The organism is Mycobacterium sp. IDR2000157661 (genome assembly GCF_022317005.1).
Taxonomy (GTDB): Bacteria; Actinomycetota; Actinomycetes; order Mycobacteriales; family Mycobacteriaceae; genus Mycobacterium.
Genome location: NZ_CP081006.1, coordinates 2,948,212 through 2,967,283 on the forward strand (window position 1 = coordinate 2,948,212; position 19,072 = coordinate 2,967,283).

The window sequence follows — 19,072 nt, forward strand, 5'->3', positions numbered from 1 at the left end:
ATCAAGGAGGATAAGGAATGGATCCCACAATCGCTGCTGGCGCGCTCATCGGCGGTGGACTTCTTCTCGGTGGCGGTGCCATCGGTGCCGCGATCGGTGACGGTGTCGTCGGTAGCGCGCTGGTCAACGGCGTGGCCCGCCAGCCCGAGGCGCAGGGCAGACTGTTCGTCCCGTTCTTCATCACGGTGGGTCTGGTGGAGGCCATGTACTTCATCAACCTGGCCTTCATGGCGCTGTTCGTCTTCGCCACCCCGGTCAAGTAGTCCATACCCATGGCTGCCCCGGACATCGTTCTGTTGGCGGCTGAGGGAGGCGGCCAGAGCAACTTCCTCATCCCCAACGGCACCTTCTTCTTCGTGTTGGCCATCTTCCTGGTCGTGCTCGGCGTGATCGGGAAATGGGTGGTGCCACCCATTTCCAAGGTGCTGCGCGACCGCGAAGCCATGGTGCAGAAGACCATCGAGGACAATCGGCGAGCAGCCCAACTGCGGGCTGCCGCCGACGCGGACTATCGCAAGGAGATGGGGGACGCGCGCCGCGAGGCAACCAACGTTCGCGAGGAAGCCCGTGCCGAGGGACGGAAAATCGTCGAGGACGCGCGGACACGTGCCAATGCGGAGGTATCGGGGCTGCTGCAGCAGGCCAACGAGCAGCTCACCGCACAGTCCCGAGCCCTGACGGCCGATCTACAGGCCTCAGTGGAGACCTTGGCGGCGAATCTCGCGAGCCGCGTTCTCGGGGTCGACGTGACGACTCGCACGGTGCCGGTGTCGACAGGTCAAGGACGGTAGCTTCATGTCGACATTCATCGGACAGCTCGTCGGTTTCGCGGTCATCGTCTTCCTGGTCGTCAAATTCGTTGTGCCGCCCGTGCGCAGGATGATGAAGAACCAGCAGGAGGCTGTCCGAACTCAGCTCGAGGACCATGCTGAGGCGGAGACGAAGGTGGCCGACGCCGACACCGAGCACGCCAAGGCGCTCGAAGAAGCCAGAGCCGACGCGAAGAAGGTGATCGAGGAGGCGCGGCACGACGCCGAGAAGATCGCCGAACAGCTCCGGGCGCAGGCCGACGTGGAGTTGGAACGTATCAAGACACAAGGCGCGCATCAGATTCAGTTGCTGCGCCAGCAGCTCATTCGGGAATTGCGGCAAAGCCTCGGCGCCGAGTCGGTGCAGCGGGCCGGTGATCTGGTGCGCGACTTCTTGTCCGACGCGTCCGAGCAGTCCGCAACGGTGGACCGCTTCCTCGCCGAGCTCGACGAGATGGCTCCGTCGACCACGACGCCGGCTGATGTAGTCACCGCGAAACTGGGCGCGGCCAGCCGCGACTCACTGCGCAAGGTGGTCGAGCAGTTCGACGGCGTCGTGTCCGGTCTCGACGGCGCCGCGCTGACCCGGTTGGCTGACGATCTGGCATCGGCAGCCAAACTGTTCCGCAGCGAAGCCCTCTTGGCCAGGCATCTGGCAGATCCCTCGACCGGCTCCGGCCCCAAGGTTCAGCTGGTCGAGCGAGTGCTGTCGGGCAAGGTGTCGGACGCGGCTCTCGACATCCTCAAAACCGCTGCCGCGCAACGGTGGTCGAGCACGCTGGACATGATTCACGCCATCCAGCACATCGCCAGGCTGGCGTTGCTGGTGCGCGCCGAAGCCGAGGGTCAGATTGAGGATGTGGAAGACCAGCTGTTCCGGTTCAGTCGGATCCTCGATGTGCAGCCGCGGCTGATCACCCTGCTCAGCGAGTACGCCACGCCGGTGGACGGCCGGATAAGCCTGCTGAACAACCTACTTGCGCGCCGCGCGAGCAAGAACACCGCAGATTTGCTACGCCAAACGATTGGCCTGCTCCACGGCGAGCGGGCCGACGAGGAGATTCGAGGACTGGCGAATCTGGCGGTTTCGCGGCGAGGCGAGATCGTTGCCCACGTCACTGCCGCGGCCGAGCTCACCGAAACCCAAAGCACCCGGCTCACCGAACTGCTGACCCGCATCTACGGCCACCCCGTGTCGCTGCAGCTGGACGTCAAACCAGAGCTGCTCGGCGGCTTGACGATCGCCGTCGGCGACGAGGTGATCGACGGCTCGCTGGCATCCAAGCTCGCGGCGGCCGAGTCCCACTTGCCCGACTGATCCGATGACACCCAACGACCCACACACGAAGTAGGAAGACGAAAGCCATGGCAGAGTTGACGATCTCGGCGGATGAGATCCAGGGCGCGATCGAGGAGTACGTCGCCGGCTTCGAGGCCGAGACCGAGCGTGAAGAGATCGGCACCGTCGTCGACGCGGGCGATGGCATCGCTCACGTCGAGGGACTCCCGTCGGTCATGACCCAGGAGCTGCTGGAGTTCCCCGGCGGTGTGTTGGGTGTGGCGCTGAACCTCGATGAGCACAGCATCGGCGCGGTGATCCTCGGTGACTTCGAGAAGATCGAGGAGAGTCAGCAGGTCAAGCGCACCGGCGAGGTGCTCTCGGTGCCGGTTGGCGACGGATACCTCGGACGTGTGGTCAACCCGCTGGGGCAGCCGATCGACGGCCGCGGCGAGATCGAAACCTCGGAGCGCCGTGCGCTGGAACTCCAGGCGCCGTCGGTGGTGCAGCGCCAGGGCGTGAGCGAGCCGCTGCAGACGGGCATCAAAGCGATCGACTCGCAGACCCCCATCGGTCGGGGCCAGCGTCAGCTGATCATCGGCGACCGCAAGACCGGTAAGACCGCGGTGTGCGTGGACACCATCCTCAACCAGCGCCAGAACTGGGAGACCGGTGACCCCGACCAGCAGGTCCGGTGCGTGTACGTGGCGATCGGGCAGAAGGGCACCACCATCGCCAGCGTGCGTCAAACCCTCGAAGAGGGTGGCGCGATGGAATACACGACGATCGTGGCCGCGCCGGCATCCGACTCGGCCGGCTTCAAATGGCTTGCACCGTATACCGGTTCGTCCATCGCCCAGCACTGGATGTACGACGGCAAGCATGTGCTGATCGTGTTCGACGACCTGACCAAGCACGCCGAGGCTTACCGCGCCATCTCGCTGCTGCTGCGCCGCCCCCCTGGCCGCGAGGCGTTTCCCGGCGACGTCTTCTATTTGCACTCGCGGCTGCTCGAGCGCTGCGCCAAGCTCTCCGACGAACTGGGCAGCGGATCGCTGACCGGTCTGCCGATCATCGAGACCAAGGCCAACGACATCTCGGCCTACATCCCGACCAACGTCATCTCGATCACCGACGGTCAGTGCTTTCTGGAGACCGACCTGTTCAATCAGGGCGTGCGGCCCGCCATCAACGTCGGCGCGTCGGTGTCCCGCGTCGGTGGCGCCGCTCAGATCAAGGCGATGAAAGAAGTGGCCGGGTCACTGCGACTGGATCTGTCGCAGTACCGCGAGCTCGAGTCGTTCGCGGCGTTCGCCTCCGATCTCGATGAGGCGTCGAAGAACCAGCTGGATCGCGGCGCCCGGCTGGTGGAGTTGCTCAAGCAGCCGCAGAGCAGCCCGATGCCGGTCGAAGAGCAGGTCGTCGCCATCTTCCTCGGCACCAGGGGCCACCTCGATTCCGTACCCGTGGAGGATGTGCAGAAGTTCGAGCGCGAGTTCCTCGAGCACGTCAAGGGGTCGCAGGAGGGAATCCTCAAGGAGATCCGGGAGAGCAAGAAGCTCTCCGAGGACTTGGAAAGCAAGCTCGAGAACGTGGTCAACGACTTCAAGAAGGGCTTCGACACCACCGACGGCAGCTCGGTCGTGGCCGACGAGCATGTCGAGGCCATGAGCGAGGAAGACGTCGAAAAGGAATCAGTGAAGGTCCGCAAGCCCGCACCGAAGAAGAAGAAGTAGGCGAGAGAACCGATGGCTGCCACACTGCGCGAACTGCGCGGCCGTATCCGCTCCGCCGGGTCGATCAAGAAGATCACCAAAGCCCAAGAGATGATCGCAACCTCGCGTATCGCCAAGGCGCAGGCCCGAGTCGAGGCGGCTCGGCCGTATGACCGCGAGATCACCAACATGCTCACCGAACTCGCGAATGCGAGCGCGCTGGATCACCCGCTGCTGGTCGAACACGAAAACCCGAAGCGGGCCGCTGTGCTGGTGGTGTCGTCGGATCGTGGGCTCTGCGGTGCTTACAACGCCAGCGTGTTCCGCCGGTCCGAGGAGCTGTTCTCCCTGCTGCGGGAGGAGGGCAAGCAGCCCGTCCTGTACGTTGTGGGCCGGAAAGCCCTGAGCTACTACAGCTTTCGCAACTGGGATGTGCAGGAGTCGTGGACCGGCTTTTCCGAGCGCCCCGACTATGAGAACGCGCAGGAGATCGCCTCGACGTTGGTAGATGCCTTCACCGCCGGTCTCGACGACGAGGGCGACGATCCGGGACCGGACAACGTCCTCGGGGTCGACGAACTGCACATCGTGTTCACCGAGTTCAAGACGATGCTGTCGCAGTCGGCGATCGCCCGCCGCATCGCACCGATGGAGGTGGAGTACACCGAAGAGGAAACCGGACTGCGCACGCTGTTCTCCTTCGAACCGGACGCCGAGACCCTGTTCGGTGCGCTGCTGCCGCGCTACATCTCTACCCGTATCTTCGCGGCGCTGCTGGAGGCGGCGGCGTCGGAGTCGGCTTCGCGCCGGCGTGCGATGAAGTCGGCGACCGACAACGCCGACGACCTCATCAAGGATCTGACCCTGATGGCCAACCGCGAACGGCAATCTCAGATCACCCAAGAAATCAGCGAAATCGTCGGTGGCGCTAACGCGCTCGCGGACGCCGCCAAGAAGTAGCCCCAGGAAGCGAAGAAGATAATGACTGCTGCGACCGAACAAAAAGAGAAATCATCTCGCTCCGACACCGCCGGCCGCGTCGTGCGCGTCACCGGCCCGGTCGTCGACGTTGAGTTCCCACGCGGCTCCGTGCCGGAACTGTTCAACGCACTGCACACCGAGATCGATTACAAGGATCTCGCAAAGACATTGACGTTGGAGGTCGCCCAGCACCTCGGCGACAACCTGGTGCGTTGCATCTCACTGCAGCCGACCGACGGACTAGTCCGTGGCGTTGAGGTGACCGACACCGGCAACTCGATCTCGGTGCCGGTCGGCGACGGCGTCAAGGGCCACGTGTTCAACGCGCTCGGTGACTGCCTCGACGATCCCGGTTACGGCAAGGACTTCGAGCGGTGGTCGATCCACCGCAAGCCGCCGAGCTTCGACGAGCTGGAACCGCGGACCGAGATGCTGGAGACCGGCCTCAAGGTCGTGGATCTGCTGACCCCCTACGTCCGCGGCGGCAAGATCGCGCTGTTCGGCGGCGCGGGCGTGGGTAAGACCGTGTTGATCCAGGAGATGATCAACCGCATCGCCCGTAACTTCGGCGGCACTTCGGTGTTCGCCGGAGTGGGGGAGCGCACCCGTGAGGGCAACGACCTCTGGGTTGAACTCGGCGAGGCCGACGTCCTGAAGGACACCGCGCTCGTGTTCGGCCAGATGGACGAGCCGCCCGGCACCCGTATGCGCGTGGCGTTGTCGGCGCTGACCATGGCAGAGTTCTTCCGCGACGAGCAGGAACAGGATGTGTTGTTGTTCATCGACAACATCTTCCGGTTCACGCAGGCCGGCTCAGAGGTGTCCACCCTGCTCGGACGTATGCCCTCGGCGGTGGGATACCAGCCGACACTGGCCGACGAGATGGGTGAGCTGCAAGAGCGCATCACCTCGACCCGTGGCCACTCGATCACCTCGATGCAGGCCGTGTACGTGCCCGCCGACGACTACACCGACCCGGCGCCTGCCACCACGTTCGCCCACTTGGACGCAACCACCGAACTCAGCCGATCGGTGTTCTCGAAGGGCATCTTCCCGGCGGTGGACCCGCTGGCCTCCAGTTCGACCATCCTGGACCCGGGTGTGGTCGGCGACGAGCACTACCGCGTCGCCCAGGAAGTCATCCGGATCCTGCAGCGGTATAAAGACCTTCAGGACATCATCGCCATCCTCGGCATCGACGAGCTAGCCGAGGAGGACAAGCAGTTGGTGCAGCGCGCCCGCCGTATCGAGCGCTTCCTGTCGCAGAACATGATGGCGGCCGAGCAGTTCACCGGGCAGCCGGGTTCGACGGTTCCCCTGAATGAGACCATCGAGGCGTTCGACAAGCTGACCAAGGGCGACTTCGACCACCTGCCCGAGCAGGCGTTCTTCCTGATCGGCGGTCTCGAGGACCTGCAGAAGAAGGCGGAAAGCCTCGGCGCGAAGATGGACGACGGCGGCAGTGACGGCGCCCCGGTGCAGTCGGACGAAGACAGCAAGAACAACGGCGACGGCGAGGACAACGGCGACGGCAAGGACAACGGCGACGGCAAGGACAACGACGCCGACAAGGGCGAATAGCGATGGCAGACATGGACGTCGACATAGTCGCCGTCGAGCGTGAGATCTGGTCGGGCAAGGCGACATTCCTCTTCACCCGCACTACAGCGGGTGAGATCGGAATCCTGCCTCACCACATTCCGCTGGTGGCCCAGCTGGTCGACGACGCCATGGTGCGCGTCGAGCGGGAGGGTGAGGACGATCTGCGTATCGCAGTCGGCGGCGGCTTCATGTCGGTCACCGACGAAAGCGTGATCATCCTCGCCGAGTCCGCCGAACTCGAGTCCGAGATCGACGCTGACAGCGCGCGTCAGGACGCCGAGTCCGACGATCCCGCCACTTCTGCGAAGGGCCGGGCGAGGCTTCGCGCCCTGGGCCAGCTCGACTAGCGGACTCGGCACCTGGGCGAGCGAAGCGACGGAAACCCAGATGAACGCGTCCATGATCCTCATGGTCGTGCTGGTGAGCGTGCTGTTCCTGGTGGTCGTCGCGCTGAGTTACCGGCTGTGGAAGTTGCGGCAGGTTGGCGGCACGGCGGCGATTCTGCGTGATGTGCCGGCCGTCGGTGGCCACGGATGGCGGCACGGCGTAATGCGTTACCGCGGAGGCGAAGCCGGGTTCTACCGGTTGTCGAGCCTGCGATGGTGGCCAGACCGCCGGTTGAGCCGTCGGGGTCTGGAGATCGTGGCCCGCCGCGGACCGCGTGGCGACGAGTTCGACATCATGGCTGACGAGATCGTGGTCCTCGAGTTGCGGGACACCGGCCCGGATCGTCGGCGCGGTTACGAAGTCGCGCTGGATCGCGGTGCGTTGACGGCGTTCTTGTCGTGGTTGGAGTCCAGACCGTCACCGCGTACGCGACGGCGGAACTACTGATCCGCTTCGGCGATGGGGCCTGTTGGCGTTCGCGCCGGCGCTCATCCGCGCACGTTGGTCTTCGCGCAAGCGCTCATCCGCCGGGTTTCCATAGCACGTCGCCGTCGGGATTGGCCACGCGCGACAGGATGAACAGCAGATCCGACAGGCGGTTCAGATATTTGGCGGGCAACACGCTGACGGCATCGCCGTGCGTTTCCACCGCTGACCACGCCGATCGCTCCGCCCGGCGGGCGACGGTACGCGCGACGTGGAGAAACGCCGAGAGCGGCGTACCGCCGGGCAGTACAAAGGAGTTCAGTGCCGGCAGCGATTCGTTGAACTCGTCGCACCACGCCTCGAGGCGATCGATGTAGCTCTGAGTGATGCGCAGCGGGGGGTATTCGGGATTCTCCGCGACCGGTGTGGACAGGTCGGCGCCGGCGTCGAAGAGGTCGTTCTGAATCTGCTTGAGCACCTTGGCCATTTGCTGAGTCGGATTGCCCAGTGCGACGGCGACGCCGATGGCGGCGTTGGCTTCGTCGCAGTCGGCATACGCCACCAGGCGCGTGTCGGTCTTTGACACCCTGCTGAAGTCGCTGAGTCCGGTGGTTCCGTCATCGCCCGTGCGCGTATAGATGCGGGTCAGATGGACAGCCATGGTCAAACCGTACCCGACCACACGGCTCGCTAGGTCGCGGGAAACTGACACGGCTCGAAGCGCTGTTTACACTAACCCGCGTGAGCGAGCGATTCGTGGTGACCGGCGGAAACCGGTTGTCAGGCGAAGTTGCCGTCGGGGGAGCAAAGAACAGCGTCCTGAAACTGATGGCCGCCGCGCTGTTGGCCGAGGGCACCAGCACGATCACCAACTGCCCGGACATCCTCGATGTGCCGCTGATGGCTGAGGTGCTGCGGGGCCTCGGCGCCACCGTCGAACTCCGTGGTGACGTGGTACGGGTCACCTCCCCGGATGAGCCCAAGTACGACGCCGACTTTGCTGCGGTGCGCCAGTTCCGGGCGTCGGTGTGTGTCCTCGGCCCACTGGTCGGCCGGTGCAAGCGCGCCAAGGTGGCGTTGCCGGGCGGCGACGCGATCGGGTCCCGACCCCTGGACATGCACCAGTCCGGCCTGCGCCAGCTGGGGGCGCGTTGCAACATCGAGCACGGTTGCGTGGTCGCCGAGGCCGACCACCTCCGCGGTGCAGAGATCCAGCTCGAGTTTCCGTCGGTCGGCGCCACCGAGAACATCCTGATGGCGGCCGTCGTCGCGGAAGGTGTGACGACGATCTACAACGCGGCCCGCGAACCCGACGTGGTGGATTTGTGCACGATGCTCAACCAGATGGGCGCCCGTATCGAGGGAGCGGGAACCTCGACGATGACGATCACCGGTGTCGACCGGCTTCATCCGACCGAGCACCGGGTGATCGGTGACCGCATAGTGGCGGCAACCTGGGGGATTGCCGCGGCGATGACGCGCGGTGACATCTCCGTGACCGGCGTGGACCCCAGTCACCTGCAACTTGTACTGCACAAGCTGCACGACGCCGGCGCCACGGTGACCCAGTCCGACGACGGCTTCCGGATAGCGCAATACGAGCGGCCCAAGGCGGTCAACGTCGCAACGCTGCCGTTCCCTGGATTTCCGACCGACCTGCAGCCGATGGCGATCGGCTTGGCGGCCGTCGCCGACGGCACTTCGATGATCACCGAGAACGTCTTCGAAGCTCGGTTCCGGTTCGTGGAGGAGATGATCCGGCTCGGCGCCGATGCGCGCACCGACGGCCACCACGCGGTGGTCCGCGGTATCCCGCAGCTGTCCAGTGCGCCGGTGTGGTCGTCGGACATCCGCGCCGGCGCGGGCCTCGTGCTTGCGGGCTTGGTCGCCGACGGTGACACCGAGGTCCACGACGTGTTCCACATCGACCGCGGCTATCCACTGTTCGTCGAGAACCTCAAGAGCCTGGGCGCCGAGATCGAGCGCGTCGACTAGGACCGTTCCGGTTGCCGGCCACGGGACTCTTGCACTCACTTTGGGCCTGGCGCGAAATAGGCGTACTCTATGACTCATAAGCCCACGGCCCCAGGCCAATCGGACTGGCGGACGGGGTTTGACGTCTCCCTCTAGTCTGTTATAGACTGGCAGGGTTGCCCCAAAAGCGGGTGTGTTGTTTGAGAACTCAATAGTGTGTTTGGTGGTTTTTGTTTGTTGTTTTTTTGTTGCGCCTCTTTTTCCCGTTTAGGGGTGTGATGTTTTTTTGACCAGTTTTGTGCTGGTTGCTTGGTTCGGATTGTTCTGAATGGCTCATTTTGTTTGGGTTTTGTTTGGAGAGTTTGATCCTGGCTCAGGACGAACGCTGGCGGCGTGCTTAACACATGCAAGTCGAACGGAAAGGCCCTTTCGGGGGTGCTCGAGTGGCGAACGGGTGAGTAACACGTGGGTGATCTGCCCTGCACTTTGGGATAAGCCTGGGAAACTGGGTCTAATACCGAATACACCTTCCTGGTTGCATGGCTGGGTAGGGAAAGCTTTTGCGGTGTGGGATGGGCCCGCGGCCTATCAGCTTGTTGGTGGGGTGATGGCCTACCAAGGCGACGACGGGTAGCCGGCCTGAGAGGGTGTCCGGCCACACTGGGACTGAGATACGGCCCAGACTCCTACGGGAGGCAGCAGTGGGGAATATTGCACAATGGGCGCAAGCCTGATGCAGCGACGCCGCGTGAGGGATGACGGCCTTCGGGTTGTAAACCTCTTTCAGCTACGACGAAGCGCAAGTGACGGTAGTAGCAGAAGAAGCACCGGCCAACTACGTGCCAGCAGCCGCGGTAATACGTAGGGTGCGAGCGTTGTCCGGAATTACTGGGCGTAAAGAGCTCGTAGGTGGTTTGTCGCGTTGTCCGTGAAAACTCACAGCTTAACTGTGGGCGTGCGGGCGATACGGGCAGACTGGAGTACTGCAGGGGAGACTGGAATTCCTGGTGTAGCGGTGGAATGCGCAGATATCAGGAGGAACACCGGTGGCGAAGGCGGGTCTCTGGGCAGTAACTGACGCTGAGGAGCGAAAGCGTGGGGAGCGAACAGGATTAGATACCCTGGTAGTCCACGCCGTAAACGGTGGGTACTAGGTGTGGGTTTCCTTCCTTGGGATCCGTGCCGTAGCTAACGCATTAAGTACCCCGCCTGGGGAGTACGGCCGCAAGGCTAAAACTCAAAGGAATTGACGGGGGCCCGCACAAGCGGCGGAGCATGTGGATTAATTCGATGCAACGCGAAGAACCTTACCTGGGTTTGACATGCACAGGACGCCGGCAGAGATGTCGGTTCCCTTGTGGCCTGTGTGCAGGTGGTGCATGGCTGTCGTCAGCTCGTGTCGTGAGATGTTGGGTTAAGTCCCGCAACGAGCGCAACCCTTGTCTCATGTTGCCAGCGCGTTATGGCGGGGACTCGTGAGAGACTGCCGGGGTCAACTCGGAGGAAGGTGGGGATGACGTCAAGTCATCATGCCCCTTATGTCCAGGGCTTCACACATGCTACAATGGCCGGTACAAAGGGCTGCGATGCCGTGAGGTGGAGCGAATCCTTTCAAAGCCGGTCTCAGTTCGGATCGGGGTCTGCAACTCGACCCCGTGAAGTCGGAGTCGCTAGTAATCGCAGATCAGCAACGCTGCGGTGAATACGTTCCCGGGCCTTGTACACACCGCCCGTCACGTCATGAAAGTCGGTAACACCCGAAGCCGGTGGCCTAACCCCTTGTGGGAGGGAGCCGTCGAAGGTGGGATCGGCGATTGGGACGAAGTCGTAACAAGGTAGCCGTACCGGAAGGTGCGGCTGGATCACCTCCTTTCTAAGGAGCACCACGAAAAGATCGGGACATTGGGTTCTGGTCGAGCCGTGAGGAGTCGGTGGCTGTAGTGGCGCCGGCTGGGTGCACGACAAACAGTTTCGCCGGTTATGGGTTTCGAGTGATCGAGCCGGTGAGGGGTTGCCAGACACACTATTGGGCTTTGAGACAACAAGCCCGCTATCTCTTCGTCCCGAGTGTGGGAAACCGGAGATGGGACTGGTTGTCGCCCTGTCTTTGGTGGTGGGGTGTGGTGTTTGATTTGTGGATAGTGGTTGCGAGCATCTAGACAGATGCCGGAGGGCTCCGTTGCTTTTGGTGGCGGGGTTGCTGTGGTGTCGTGTCTTTGCAATTTCTTCTAGAAATGTTTGTGTGTAAGTGTTTAAGGGCGCATGGTGGATGCCTTGGCACTGGGAGCCGATGAAGGACGTGGGAGGCTGCGTTATGCCTCGGGGAGCTGTCAACCGAGCGTGGATCCGAGGATGTCCGAATGGGGAAACCCGGCACGAGTGATGTCGTGTCACCCAACGCTGAATGTATAGGCGTTGGGGGGGAACGCGGGGAAGTGAAACATCTCAGTACCCGTAGGAAGAGAAAACAATTGTGATTCCGTGAGTAGTGGCGAGCGAAAGCGGAGGATGGCTAAACCGTGTGCATGTGATACCCGGCGGGGGTTGTGTGTGCGGTGTTGTGGGGTCTGTGTTCTTTCCTCCGCCGAGGAGAGCAGCAGTGAGAAAATGGTGTGTTAGTTCAAGTGGCCTGGGATGGTCTGCCGTAGAGGGTGAGAGCCCCGTCGACGAAAACTCATCATCTGTTGTCACAGTGTCCCCGAGTAGCAGCGGGCCCGTGGAATCTGCTGTGAATCTGCCGGGACCACCCGGTAAGCCTGAATACTTCCCAGTGACCGATAGCGGATTAGTACCGTGAGGGAATGGTGAAAAGTACCCCGGGAGGGGAGTGAAAGAGTACCTGAAACCGTGTGCCTACAATCCGTCAGAGCCTTCCCTTCGGGGTGGGGTGATGGCGTGCCTTTTGAAGAATGAGCCTGCGAGTCAGGGACATGTCGCGAGGTTAACCCGGGTGGGGTAGCCGCAGCGAAAGCGAGTCTGAATAGGGCGTATCACGTCAGCAGTGGCGTGTGTAGTGGTGTGTTCTGGACCCGAAGCGGAGTGATCTACCCATGGCCAGGGTGAAGCGCGGGTAAGACCGCGTGGAGGCCCGAACCCACTTAGGTTGAAGACTGAGGGGATGAGCTGTGGGTAGGGGTGAAAGGCCAATCAAACTCCGTGATAGCTGGTTCTCCCCGAAATGCATTTAGGTGCAGCGTCGCATGTTTCTTGTTGGAGGTAGAGCTACTGGATGGCCGATGGGCCCTACTAGGTTACTGACGTCAGCCAAACTCCGAATGCCGACAAGTGAAAGTGTGGCAGTGAGACGGCGGGGATAAGCTCCGTGCGTCGAGAGGAAACAGCCCAGATCGCCGGCTAAGGCCCCTAAGCGTGTGCTAAGTGGAAAAGGATGTGCAGTCGCGAAGACAACCAGGAGGTTGGCTTAGAAGCAGCCACCCTTGAAAGAGTGCGTAATAGCTCACTGGTCAAGTGATTGTGCGCCGATAATGTAGCGGGGCTCAAGCACACCGCCGAAGCCGCGGCAATTCCATGCATGACATGGGGTTGGGTAGGGGAGCGTCCCTCATCTAGCGAAGCAGCAGAGTGATCTGGCTGTGGAGGGTGGGGAGTGAGAATGCAGGCATGAGTAGCGATAAGGCAAGTGAGAACCTTGCCCGCCGGAAGACCAAGGGTTCCTGGGCCAGGCCAGTCCGCCCAGGGTGAGTCGGGACCTAAGGCGAGGCCGACAGGCGTAGTCGATGGACAACGGGTTGATATTCCCGTACCCGTGTATGAGCGTCCCTGACGAATCCACACCGCTAACCACCCAAACGAGAAGCCACCAATCCCTTCGGGGTGCGGGGTTTCTCCGCTGCGTGGGACCCGTGTGGGTAGTAGTCAAGCGATGGGGTGACGCAGGAAGGTAGCCGTACCAGTCAGTGGTAATACTGGGGCAAACCTGTAGGGAGAGACCTAGGCAAATCCGGGTTTCACATATCCTGAGAGGTGATGCATAGCCGAGTGAGGCGAATTCGGTGATCCTATGCTGTCGAGAAAAGCCTCTAGCGAGCGCATACACGGCCCGTACCCCAAACCAACACAGGTGGTCAGGTAGAGAATACCGAGGCGTACGAGTGAACTATGGTTAAGGAACTCGGCAAAATGCCCCCGTAACTTCGGGAGAAGGGGGACCCCCACACCGTCAAGGCCTTCGCGGCCGGCAGCGGCAGGGGGTGGCACAAACCAGTGAGAAGCGACTGTTTACTAAAAACACAGGTCCGTGCGAAGTCGCAAGACGAGGTATACGGACTGACGCCTGCCCGGTGCTGGAAGGTTAAGAGGACCCGTTAACCCTTTCGAGGGTGAAGCGGAGAATTTAAGCCCCAGTAAACGGCGGTGGTAACTATAACCATCCTAAGGTAGCGAAATTCCTTGTCGGGTAAGTTCCGACCTGCACGAATGGCGTAACGACTTCTCAGCTGTCTCAACCATAGACTCGGCGAAATTGCATTACGAGTAAAGATGCTCGTTACGCGCGGCAGGACGAAAAGACCCCGGGACCTTCACTACAACTTGGTATTGGTGCTCGATACGGTTTGTGTAGGATAGGTGGGAGACTGTGAAACCCGCACGCCAGTGTGGGTGGAGTCGCTGTTGAAATACCACTCTGATCGTATTGGGCCTCTAACCTCGAACCGTCTATCCGGTTCAGGGACAGTGCCTGGCGGGTAGTTTAACTGGGGCGGTTGCCTCCTAAAAAGTAACGGAGGCGCCCAAAGGTTCCCTCAACCTGGACGGCAATCAGGTGTTGAGTGTAAGTGCACAAGGGAGCTTGACTGCGAGACCTACACGTCAAGCAGGGACGAAAGTCGGGACTAGTGATCCGGCACCCCCGAGTGGAAGGGGTGTCGCTCAACGGATAAAAGGTACCCCGGGGATAACAGGCTGATCTTCCCCAAGAGTCCATATCGACGGGATGGTTTGGCACCTCGATGTCGGCTCGTCGCATCCTGGGGCTGGAGCAGGTCCCAAGGGTTGGGCTGTTCGCCCATTAAAGCGGCACGCGAGCTGGGTTTAGAACGTCGTGAGACAGTTCGGTCTCTATCCGCCGCGCGCGTCAGAAGCTTGAGGAAACCTGTCCCTAGTACGAGAGGACCGGGACGGACGAACCTCTGGTACACCAGTTGTCCCACCAGGGGCACCGCTGGATAGCCACGTTCGGACAGGATAACCGCTGAAAGCATCTAAGCGGGAAACCCCCTCCAAGACCAGGCTTCTCACCCATCAAGTGGGATAAGGCCCCCCGCAGAACACGGGATCGATAGACCAGACCTACACACCCAGCAATGGGCGCAGGGAACTGGCACTAACCGGCCGAAAACTTACCACAAACACCGCAACCACAACCCACACAAACCCACACCCCACCACCATCGAAACACCAGGGCAAACAAAACCCCCCACCACACACAAAGGTGGGCACTTGAAAACAAGTGAATACAGTTACGGCGGTCAATAGCGGCAGGGAAACGCCCGGACCCATCCCGAACCCGGAAGCTAAGCCTGCCAGCGCCAATGATACTACCCAACCCGGGTGGAAAAGTAGGACACCGCCGAACACACATTAAGCCCTGTGGCCCCCATTGATTTGGGGGCCACAGGCATTTTCTGAGTAAGTCCGCGTCAATCGAATAATGTCGCAACCGGCGATAGTCGACTTTTTTCGAATTCCAATAGCGTCCTTTTCTTTTCGATACCGCCGCCGTATCCGGTGAGGCTTCCATTGGAGCCGATCACCCGATGGCACGGGACGATGATTCCGATCGGGTTGTGACCGTTGGCCAGTCCGACGGCGCGGAAGGCGCCCGGTGACCCGACCTGCCGTGCGATGTCGCCGTACGAGCGGGTCTCGCCGTATGGAATCGTCAGCAGTGCGGCCCACACCTTGCGCTGAAATGCTGTGCCGACCAGGTCGAGGTGGAGTTCGAACTCGGTGAGGTGGCCGGCGAAATAGGCCTCGAGCTGTTGGACCGCGTCGGGGAAGGCGGTGTTGTCGGGCACCCAGCCGTCGCGGCTCGGCTCGTAGGTCTGGTCGACCATTCGCAGGTGCATCAAGCGGTTGTCGATTCCCGCCAGGGTGAGCAGCCCGACGGGGCTGTCGATCGTGCGGAACTGCAGGCTGGTCATGAATTCTCCCTCGGTGGCCATTCGTTGACGGCATGGTCGAGTGCGGTCCACAAATGTTGGGTGGCGTAGGCGCGCCACGGCCGCCAGCGAGCGCTGTAGTCGGCGAGTGGGCGAGGGTCCGCCGGCAGTCCCAACTGGCTTGGCAGCCAGGTGCACGCCCAAATCGGTGACCGGGAAGGCGTCCGGGTCGCCGAGGCCGCGCATCGCGATGACCTCGGCCGTCCACGGGCCGATCCCCGGCAGCGCCAACAACTGCTCGCGGGCGCGGTTCCAGTCGCAACCCGCGTCGAGAACGAGGTCTCCGCGGTTCAGCGCGTGGATGAGCGCGTTGAGCGACCGTTGTCGCGCCTTCGGGAAGGCGAGGTGGACCGGGTCGATGTCGGCGAGGTGCTCGATCGCTGGGAACATATGGGTCAGGTCGCCGTTGGCGTCGGTGATCGGTTGTCCGTATGCCCTGGCGAGGCGCCCGGCGTGGGTGCGTGCGGCCTTCACCGACACCTGCTGACCGAGGACGACCCTCAGCGCGAGTTCTCCTTCGTCGACGGTGCGGGGAATTCGCTGACCGGGTGCCTTGTCGACGAGGACGGCCAGTTGCGGGTCGGCGCCGAGCGCATCGATGACAGCTTCCGGATCGGCGTCGAGGTCGAGCAGCCGACGGCAGCGAGCGATGGCGGTGGCGAGGTCGCGGAAGTCGTCGAGCACGATGTGGCACCGCACATGGTCGGGTTGAGGCGTGAGGCCGACGATCCCGCTGCCGTTCGGCAATCGCAGGGTGCGCCGGTACGCGCCGTCGCTCACCTCCTCGACGCCGGGGACAGCGCTGGCGGCCAGGTGCCCGAACAGTCCTTCGTAGGCGAACGGTGCGCGGACCGGCAGGCGCAAGGAGAGTGCGCCGGCGCCCCCGTCGCCGCTGCCGAACCTTGCCCGCGCGCGCTGACGCAGGACCGTCGGGGTGAGGTCGCACACCGAGCGGACCGTGTCGTTGAATTGCCGGATGCTGGCGAAGCCGGCCGCGAATGCCACGTCGCTGAACGGCAATTCGGTGGTCTCGATGAGCACCCGGGCGGTCTGCGAGCGTTGTGCCCGAGCCAGCGCCAACGGGTTGGCGCCGACTTCGGCCTGCAGCAGCCGTTCGAGCTGCCGCGTCGTATAACCCAGCCTGGCGGCCAGCCCGGTCACGCCCTCGCGATCGACGACTCCGTCCGTAATCAACCGCATGGCGCGAGCAACGACATCACCACGGACGTTCCACTCGGGCGAACCGGGCGACGCGTCCGGGCGGCAACGTTTGCAGGCACGGAAACCGGCCTTCTGGGCGGCCGCCGCGGTGGGGTAGAACCGCATGTTGCGGGCATACGGCGGCCGGACCGGACAGCTCGGCCTGCAATAAATCCCTGTGCTCAGCACGGCGGTGACGAACCAGCCGTCGAACCGGGCGTCCTTCGACTGAACGGCGCGGTAGCAGCGGTCGAAATCCTCGTGCACCCGTCAACGATTACATGCGGCCACCGACATCACTGGCGGAAAACCGACATCGTCGTAACAGCCACGACACCCACCAGACATCAGGTATGCGCTCAGTCGTCGTCGCTCTCGCACTCGCTCGTAGGGGCAGCACGTCAGGATCGGTAGCGTCCTGGCCGAACCCGCGCAGTGTCCGCCCCTCGCCGAACCTCACGCCCCGATCTCAACGCGCTAACGGTTGCATCATCACCAGCGTCGCGGGAAGCGCAGGACCCGGCTTTGTGGTGTCGTGGAAGTCGATGGGAAAACGCATGCTGTTCATGGCGAGTGCCGCTGCCACGGCGGGGGCGCTGCTCGTCGCGCCCGCGGTCTCGGCGGTGCCCGCGACAGATGCCCGGGGCTATGTCGACTCCACCGCCCGGTGTGCCGCGCCCAGTGAGGTCGTGGTCTTCGGCAGCACCGGGTCGTCACGGGTGGCGATCTGCAAGTCCGCTGACGGTGAGTATCAGTACCGTGGCGTGCGGCTGCGTGACGGTGCCCGACTGATCATCCCCGCCTCCCAGACCGGCGACGAGTTCACCGCCGAGAACAACGGGATCACTTACTTCGTCTCGGAGAAGTCCCTGGTTGTGAGTGCGGGCTCTCGGACCATTCGCGAAGAGCCGATGATCGATTTCCACGAATCTTCTTCTGCTGGAACGGCTCCAGTGCCGTCCAAGACCATGACTCCGACGAAGCCGTTGCCGCCGCCCTTGCCCGCCGAAGTCGGCGGCAGCTGAGCGACCGCGAGCCATCGCGTCAACAGGCGGCCTCGATGGTGAATTCGGCGTTGGTGGGATGCGTCCACTTGTCACCGAAGTAGCCGTATCCCGTTCCGTTGATGGTCAGGATGCCGGCGTCGCGATGCGCCTGAACGTCGCCAACGCCGCCGCGCCATGCGCTTCCCGTGAAGCCCCCGAGGTCGCGGATCTTCACCATTTCGGCGTTGAGGTCGCTGTCGGAGTCCAGCATCGCGGTGAACCCCGCGTCTTGGCCGACGGTGTCGATACTCAACTGCCACTGCTGCTTTCGGCAGCTCACAACATACTGTTTGCCGGTGTCGCGCCCGTCGATGGACACCTGCGCCGTGTTCCGCGGCATGCCGAGGTCGGGCCGCGGCGCCGGCTCGCTGCCGCAGCCTGCAGCGGCCGCGAGAAGGACAATGCCGAGGGTGTGGATGCCGGCTCTCCTGGGTGAAATCATCGCTGCTCCTGTGGTGTTCCGTCAGCGCATCGGTGATCCCGGCGGCGCCGAAGCCTTGTTGTCCGCGTCCCGTGTCGAGCGGCTCAGGCGCCCGAATCCCAGCAGCAGTCCGAGCACCATCATCACGGCGGCGAGGCCGAAGTGAAGCCGGTAGTCGGCGTTGGTGAAGGCGAGCGCGTCGGCCGCCGTCTTCCGGTTGACCACGTACGTCAGAAGCCACAACAAGCCCAGCACGAGGCCGGCACCCACCAGGAATATCCGCGCGTGATTGACGCGCCGAGAGGCCAGCAGGCCGAGTGTTCCGATCAACAGGTGAATGACGTTGTGTACGACTCCGGCCGAGAAGAGTCCGAACAGTATGGGGCCCGGCACGGTCGGCTGCTCTGCGGTGACAGGCGATACGAATCCCAGCACGCCGAAGCCGAGAAAGCCCACGCCGACGATCAGAGCCGCAAGGCGCACCGCCCGCCACCGCCCTCTGCTGAGCCGATCCGTGGAGTCACTGTCAGGCATCATCGTCACCCGAATGGTTCTTCTTTCTGCCTTGGGCACGCGTTGACCGGTACAGGCATCACGATGTCGCCGGCGCGGTCGAATTGAAATGTCACGTTGGCCGTCATGCCGGCCTTCAGATTCGGATCCAATTCGCCGAGTTGCACCGGCGGCACGCGGTTGCCCACCGATGGCGCCGCGGGCTCACCGAAGCCCACAGTGGACTTCGGGGGGATCTCGACACTCGTGTCGATATCGGCGCTCGCGGCCACGTTGGTGTTCACGCCGACAAGGCGTTCGGTCTCGGTGGGGCTGGCGTTGGTGACCGTGAAGAGCATTTTCGCTCCGGCGTCGAGCTGGATCGCACAGCGGTCCGGCAGGAACACCGGCACGATGAACGCGTTCTCGACGGTCGTTCCCTCGGTGAGTGAACCCGAACCGCGATTGGTCGACAGACCCTGTACGAAGTCGCAGCCGGTTGTCGACAGCGCGAGCACGACAGCGGCGACGGCCGATGTACCGACGCTTCGGCGGGA

The 19,072-nt window shown here is 62.9% G+C and carries 15 protein-coding genes, 3 rRNA genes and 1 pseudogene; 13 read left to right on the forward strand and 6 right to left on the reverse strand.

The window, feature by feature from the left end:
- Window positions 1–17 precede the first annotated feature (17 nt).
- Genes K3G64_RS15520 through K3G64_RS15555 form a run of 8 tightly spaced genes read left to right on the forward strand, consistent with a single transcriptional unit; the run spans window position 18 to window position 7,220 of the window.
- Window positions 18–263, forward strand: a complete 246-nt coding sequence (locus K3G64_RS15520; protein WP_238885531.1) for a F0F1 ATP synthase subunit C — start codon at window positions 18–20, stop codon at window positions 261–263.
- Between the two features lie 9 nt (window positions 264–272).
- Complete coding sequence (locus tag K3G64_RS15525) at window positions 273–791, forward strand: F0F1 ATP synthase subunit B (protein ID WP_238885532.1); 519 nt, start codon at window positions 273–275, stop codon at window positions 789–791.
- Window positions 792–795: 4 nt separating this feature from the next.
- Entirely contained in the window at window positions 796–2,127 is a 1,332-nt protein-coding gene (locus tag K3G64_RS15530) for a F0F1 ATP synthase subunit B/delta (protein WP_238885533.1), read from the forward strand.
- 47 nt (window positions 2,128–2,174) lie between these two features.
- Window positions 2,175–3,824 (forward strand): F0F1 ATP synthase subunit alpha, encoded by a 1,650-nt coding sequence (atpA, locus tag K3G64_RS15535; RefSeq protein ID WP_238885534.1) that lies wholly within the window; start codon window positions 2,175–2,177, stop codon window positions 3,822–3,824.
- Between the two features lie 12 nt (window positions 3,825–3,836).
- Window positions 3,837–4,763, forward strand: a complete 927-nt coding sequence (locus K3G64_RS15540; RefSeq protein WP_238885535.1) for a F0F1 ATP synthase subunit gamma — start codon at window positions 3,837–3,839, stop codon at window positions 4,761–4,763.
- Window positions 4,764–4,784: 21 nt separating this feature from the next.
- The gene (gene atpD / locus K3G64_RS15545; protein WP_238885536.1) at window positions 4,785–6,365 is read left to right on the forward strand and encodes a F0F1 ATP synthase subunit beta; all 1,581 of its coding nucleotides are present in this window, start codon (window positions 4,785–4,787) and stop codon (window positions 6,363–6,365) included.
- A 2-nt stretch (window positions 6,366–6,367) separates the two neighbouring features.
- Window positions 6,368–6,733, forward strand: coding sequence for a F0F1 ATP synthase subunit epsilon (locus tag K3G64_RS15550; RefSeq protein WP_238885537.1), 366 nt, complete (start codon window positions 6,368–6,370; stop codon window positions 6,731–6,733).
- Window positions 6,734–6,773: 40 nt separating this feature from the next.
- The gene (locus K3G64_RS15555) at window positions 6,774–7,220 is read left to right on the forward strand and encodes a DUF2550 domain-containing protein (protein ID WP_238885538.1); all 447 of its coding nucleotides are present in this window, start codon (window positions 6,774–6,776) and stop codon (window positions 7,218–7,220) included.
- A 73-nt stretch (window positions 7,221–7,293) separates the two neighbouring features.
- On the opposite strand, the gene K3G64_RS15560 is transcribed toward K3G64_RS15555, so the two are convergent.
- On the reverse strand, window positions 7,294–7,860 hold the full coding sequence (locus K3G64_RS15560) for a cob(I)yrinic acid a,c-diamide adenosyltransferase (protein WP_238885539.1): 567 nt from the start codon (window positions 7,858–7,860) through the stop codon (window positions 7,294–7,296).
- An 80-nt stretch (window positions 7,861–7,940) separates the two neighbouring features.
- Between K3G64_RS15560 and murA the strand changes: the two genes are divergently transcribed.
- The 4 genes from murA to rrf all read left to right on the forward strand — a co-directional run bounded on the left by murA (window position 7,941) and on the right by rrf (window position 14,770).
- Complete coding sequence (gene murA / locus K3G64_RS15565; RefSeq protein WP_238885540.1) at window positions 7,941–9,194, forward strand: UDP-N-acetylglucosamine 1-carboxyvinyltransferase; 1,254 nt, start codon at window positions 7,941–7,943, stop codon at window positions 9,192–9,194.
- Between the two features lie 329 nt (window positions 9,195–9,523).
- A 16S ribosomal RNA gene (locus K3G64_RS15570) occupies window positions 9,524–11,046 on the forward strand.
- A gap of 369 nt (window positions 11,047–11,415) precedes the next feature.
- Window positions 11,416–14,542: ribosomal RNA gene (locus K3G64_RS15575) — 23S ribosomal RNA — on the forward strand.
- A gap of 113 nt (window positions 14,543–14,655) precedes the next feature.
- A 5S ribosomal RNA gene (gene rrf / locus K3G64_RS15580) occupies window positions 14,656–14,770 on the forward strand.
- The 16S, 23S and 5S rRNA genes sit together here, the layout of an rRNA operon.
- A 64-nt stretch (window positions 14,771–14,834) precedes the next feature.
- Here rrf and K3G64_RS15585 read toward each other — a convergent pair.
- Together K3G64_RS15585 and K3G64_RS15590 are read right to left on the reverse strand one after the other, a co-directional pair.
- The gene (locus K3G64_RS15585) at window positions 14,835–15,359 is read right to left on the reverse strand and encodes a methylated-DNA--[protein]-cysteine S-methyltransferase (protein ID WP_370646953.1); all 525 of its coding nucleotides are present in this window, start codon (window positions 15,357–15,359) and stop codon (window positions 14,835–14,837) included.
- Window positions 15,335–16,823 (reverse strand): annotated as a pseudogene (locus K3G64_RS15590) (AlkA N-terminal domain-containing protein). The gene K3G64_RS15585 and the pseudogene K3G64_RS15590 overlap by 25 nt, the downstream one beginning before the upstream one ends.
- Window positions 16,824–17,122: 299 nt before the next feature.
- On the opposite strand from K3G64_RS15590, the gene K3G64_RS15595 reads away from it, so the two are divergent.
- Complete coding sequence (locus K3G64_RS15595; protein WP_370646954.1) at window positions 17,123–17,581, forward strand: hypothetical protein; 459 nt, start codon at window positions 17,123–17,125, stop codon at window positions 17,579–17,581.
- Window positions 17,582–17,600: 19 nt separating this feature from the next.
- On the opposite strand, the gene K3G64_RS15600 is transcribed toward K3G64_RS15595, so the two are convergent.
- Genes K3G64_RS15600 through K3G64_RS15610 form a run of 3 tightly spaced genes read right to left on the reverse strand, consistent with a single transcriptional unit; the run spans window position 17,601 to window position 19,033 of the window.
- Window positions 17,601–18,044 carry a lipoprotein LpqH gene (locus K3G64_RS15600; RefSeq protein WP_238885545.1) on the reverse strand — a complete coding sequence of 148 codons (444 nt, stop codon included), beginning with the start codon at window positions 18,042–18,044 and terminating at the stop codon, window positions 17,601–17,603.
- A 21-nt stretch (window positions 18,045–18,065) separates the two neighbouring features.
- Complete coding sequence (locus tag K3G64_RS15605; protein ID WP_238885547.1) at window positions 18,066–18,506, reverse strand: DUF4383 domain-containing protein; 441 nt, start codon at window positions 18,504–18,506, stop codon at window positions 18,066–18,068.
- 56 nt (window positions 18,507–18,562) lie between these two features.
- Window positions 18,563–19,033, reverse strand: a complete 471-nt coding sequence (locus K3G64_RS15610; RefSeq protein WP_238885549.1) for a hypothetical protein — start codon at window positions 19,031–19,033, stop codon at window positions 18,563–18,565.
- Window positions 19,034–19,072: the final 39 nt, after the last annotated feature.

Excerpts from the sequence above, each read along its gene's own strand:
- K3G64_RS15550 (WP_238885537.1), top strand. The coding sequence starts at position 6,368 with ATGGCAGACATGGACGTCGACATAGTCGCCGTCGAGCGTGAGATCTGG.
- atpA (WP_238885534.1), top strand. The coding sequence starts at position 2,175 with ATGGCAGAGTTGACGATCTCGGCGGATGAGATCCAGGGCGCGATCGAG.
- K3G64_RS15595 (WP_370646954.1), top strand. The coding sequence starts at position 17,123 with ATGGCGAGTGCCGCTGCCACGGCGGGGGCGCTGCTCGTCGCGCCCGCG.
- K3G64_RS15560 (WP_238885539.1), bottom strand. The coding sequence starts at position 7,860 with ATGGCTGTCCATCTGACCCGCATCTATACGCGCACGGGCGATGACGGA.
- atpD (WP_238885536.1), top strand. The coding sequence starts at position 4,785 with ATGACTGCTGCGACCGAACAAAAAGAGAAATCATCTCGCTCCGACACC.
- K3G64_RS15520 (WP_238885531.1), top strand. The coding sequence starts at position 18 with ATGGATCCCACAATCGCTGCTGGCGCGCTCATCGGCGGTGGACTTCTT.
- K3G64_RS15540 (WP_238885535.1), top strand. The coding sequence starts at position 3,837 with ATGGCTGCCACACTGCGCGAACTGCGCGGCCGTATCCGCTCCGCCGGG.
- K3G64_RS15585 (WP_370646953.1), bottom strand. The coding sequence starts at position 15,359 with ATGGCCACCGAGGGAGAATTCATGACCAGCCTGCAGTTCCGCACGATC.
- K3G64_RS15530 (WP_238885533.1), top strand. The coding sequence starts at position 796 with ATGTCGACATTCATCGGACAGCTCGTCGGTTTCGCGGTCATCGTCTTC.
- K3G64_RS15525 (WP_238885532.1), top strand. The coding sequence starts at position 273 with ATGGCTGCCCCGGACATCGTTCTGTTGGCGGCTGAGGGAGGCGGCCAG.
- K3G64_RS15600 (WP_238885545.1), bottom strand. The coding sequence starts at position 18,044 with ATGATTTCACCCAGGAGAGCCGGCATCCACACCCTCGGCATTGTCCTT.
- K3G64_RS15555 (WP_238885538.1), top strand. The coding sequence starts at position 6,774 with ATGAACGCGTCCATGATCCTCATGGTCGTGCTGGTGAGCGTGCTGTTC.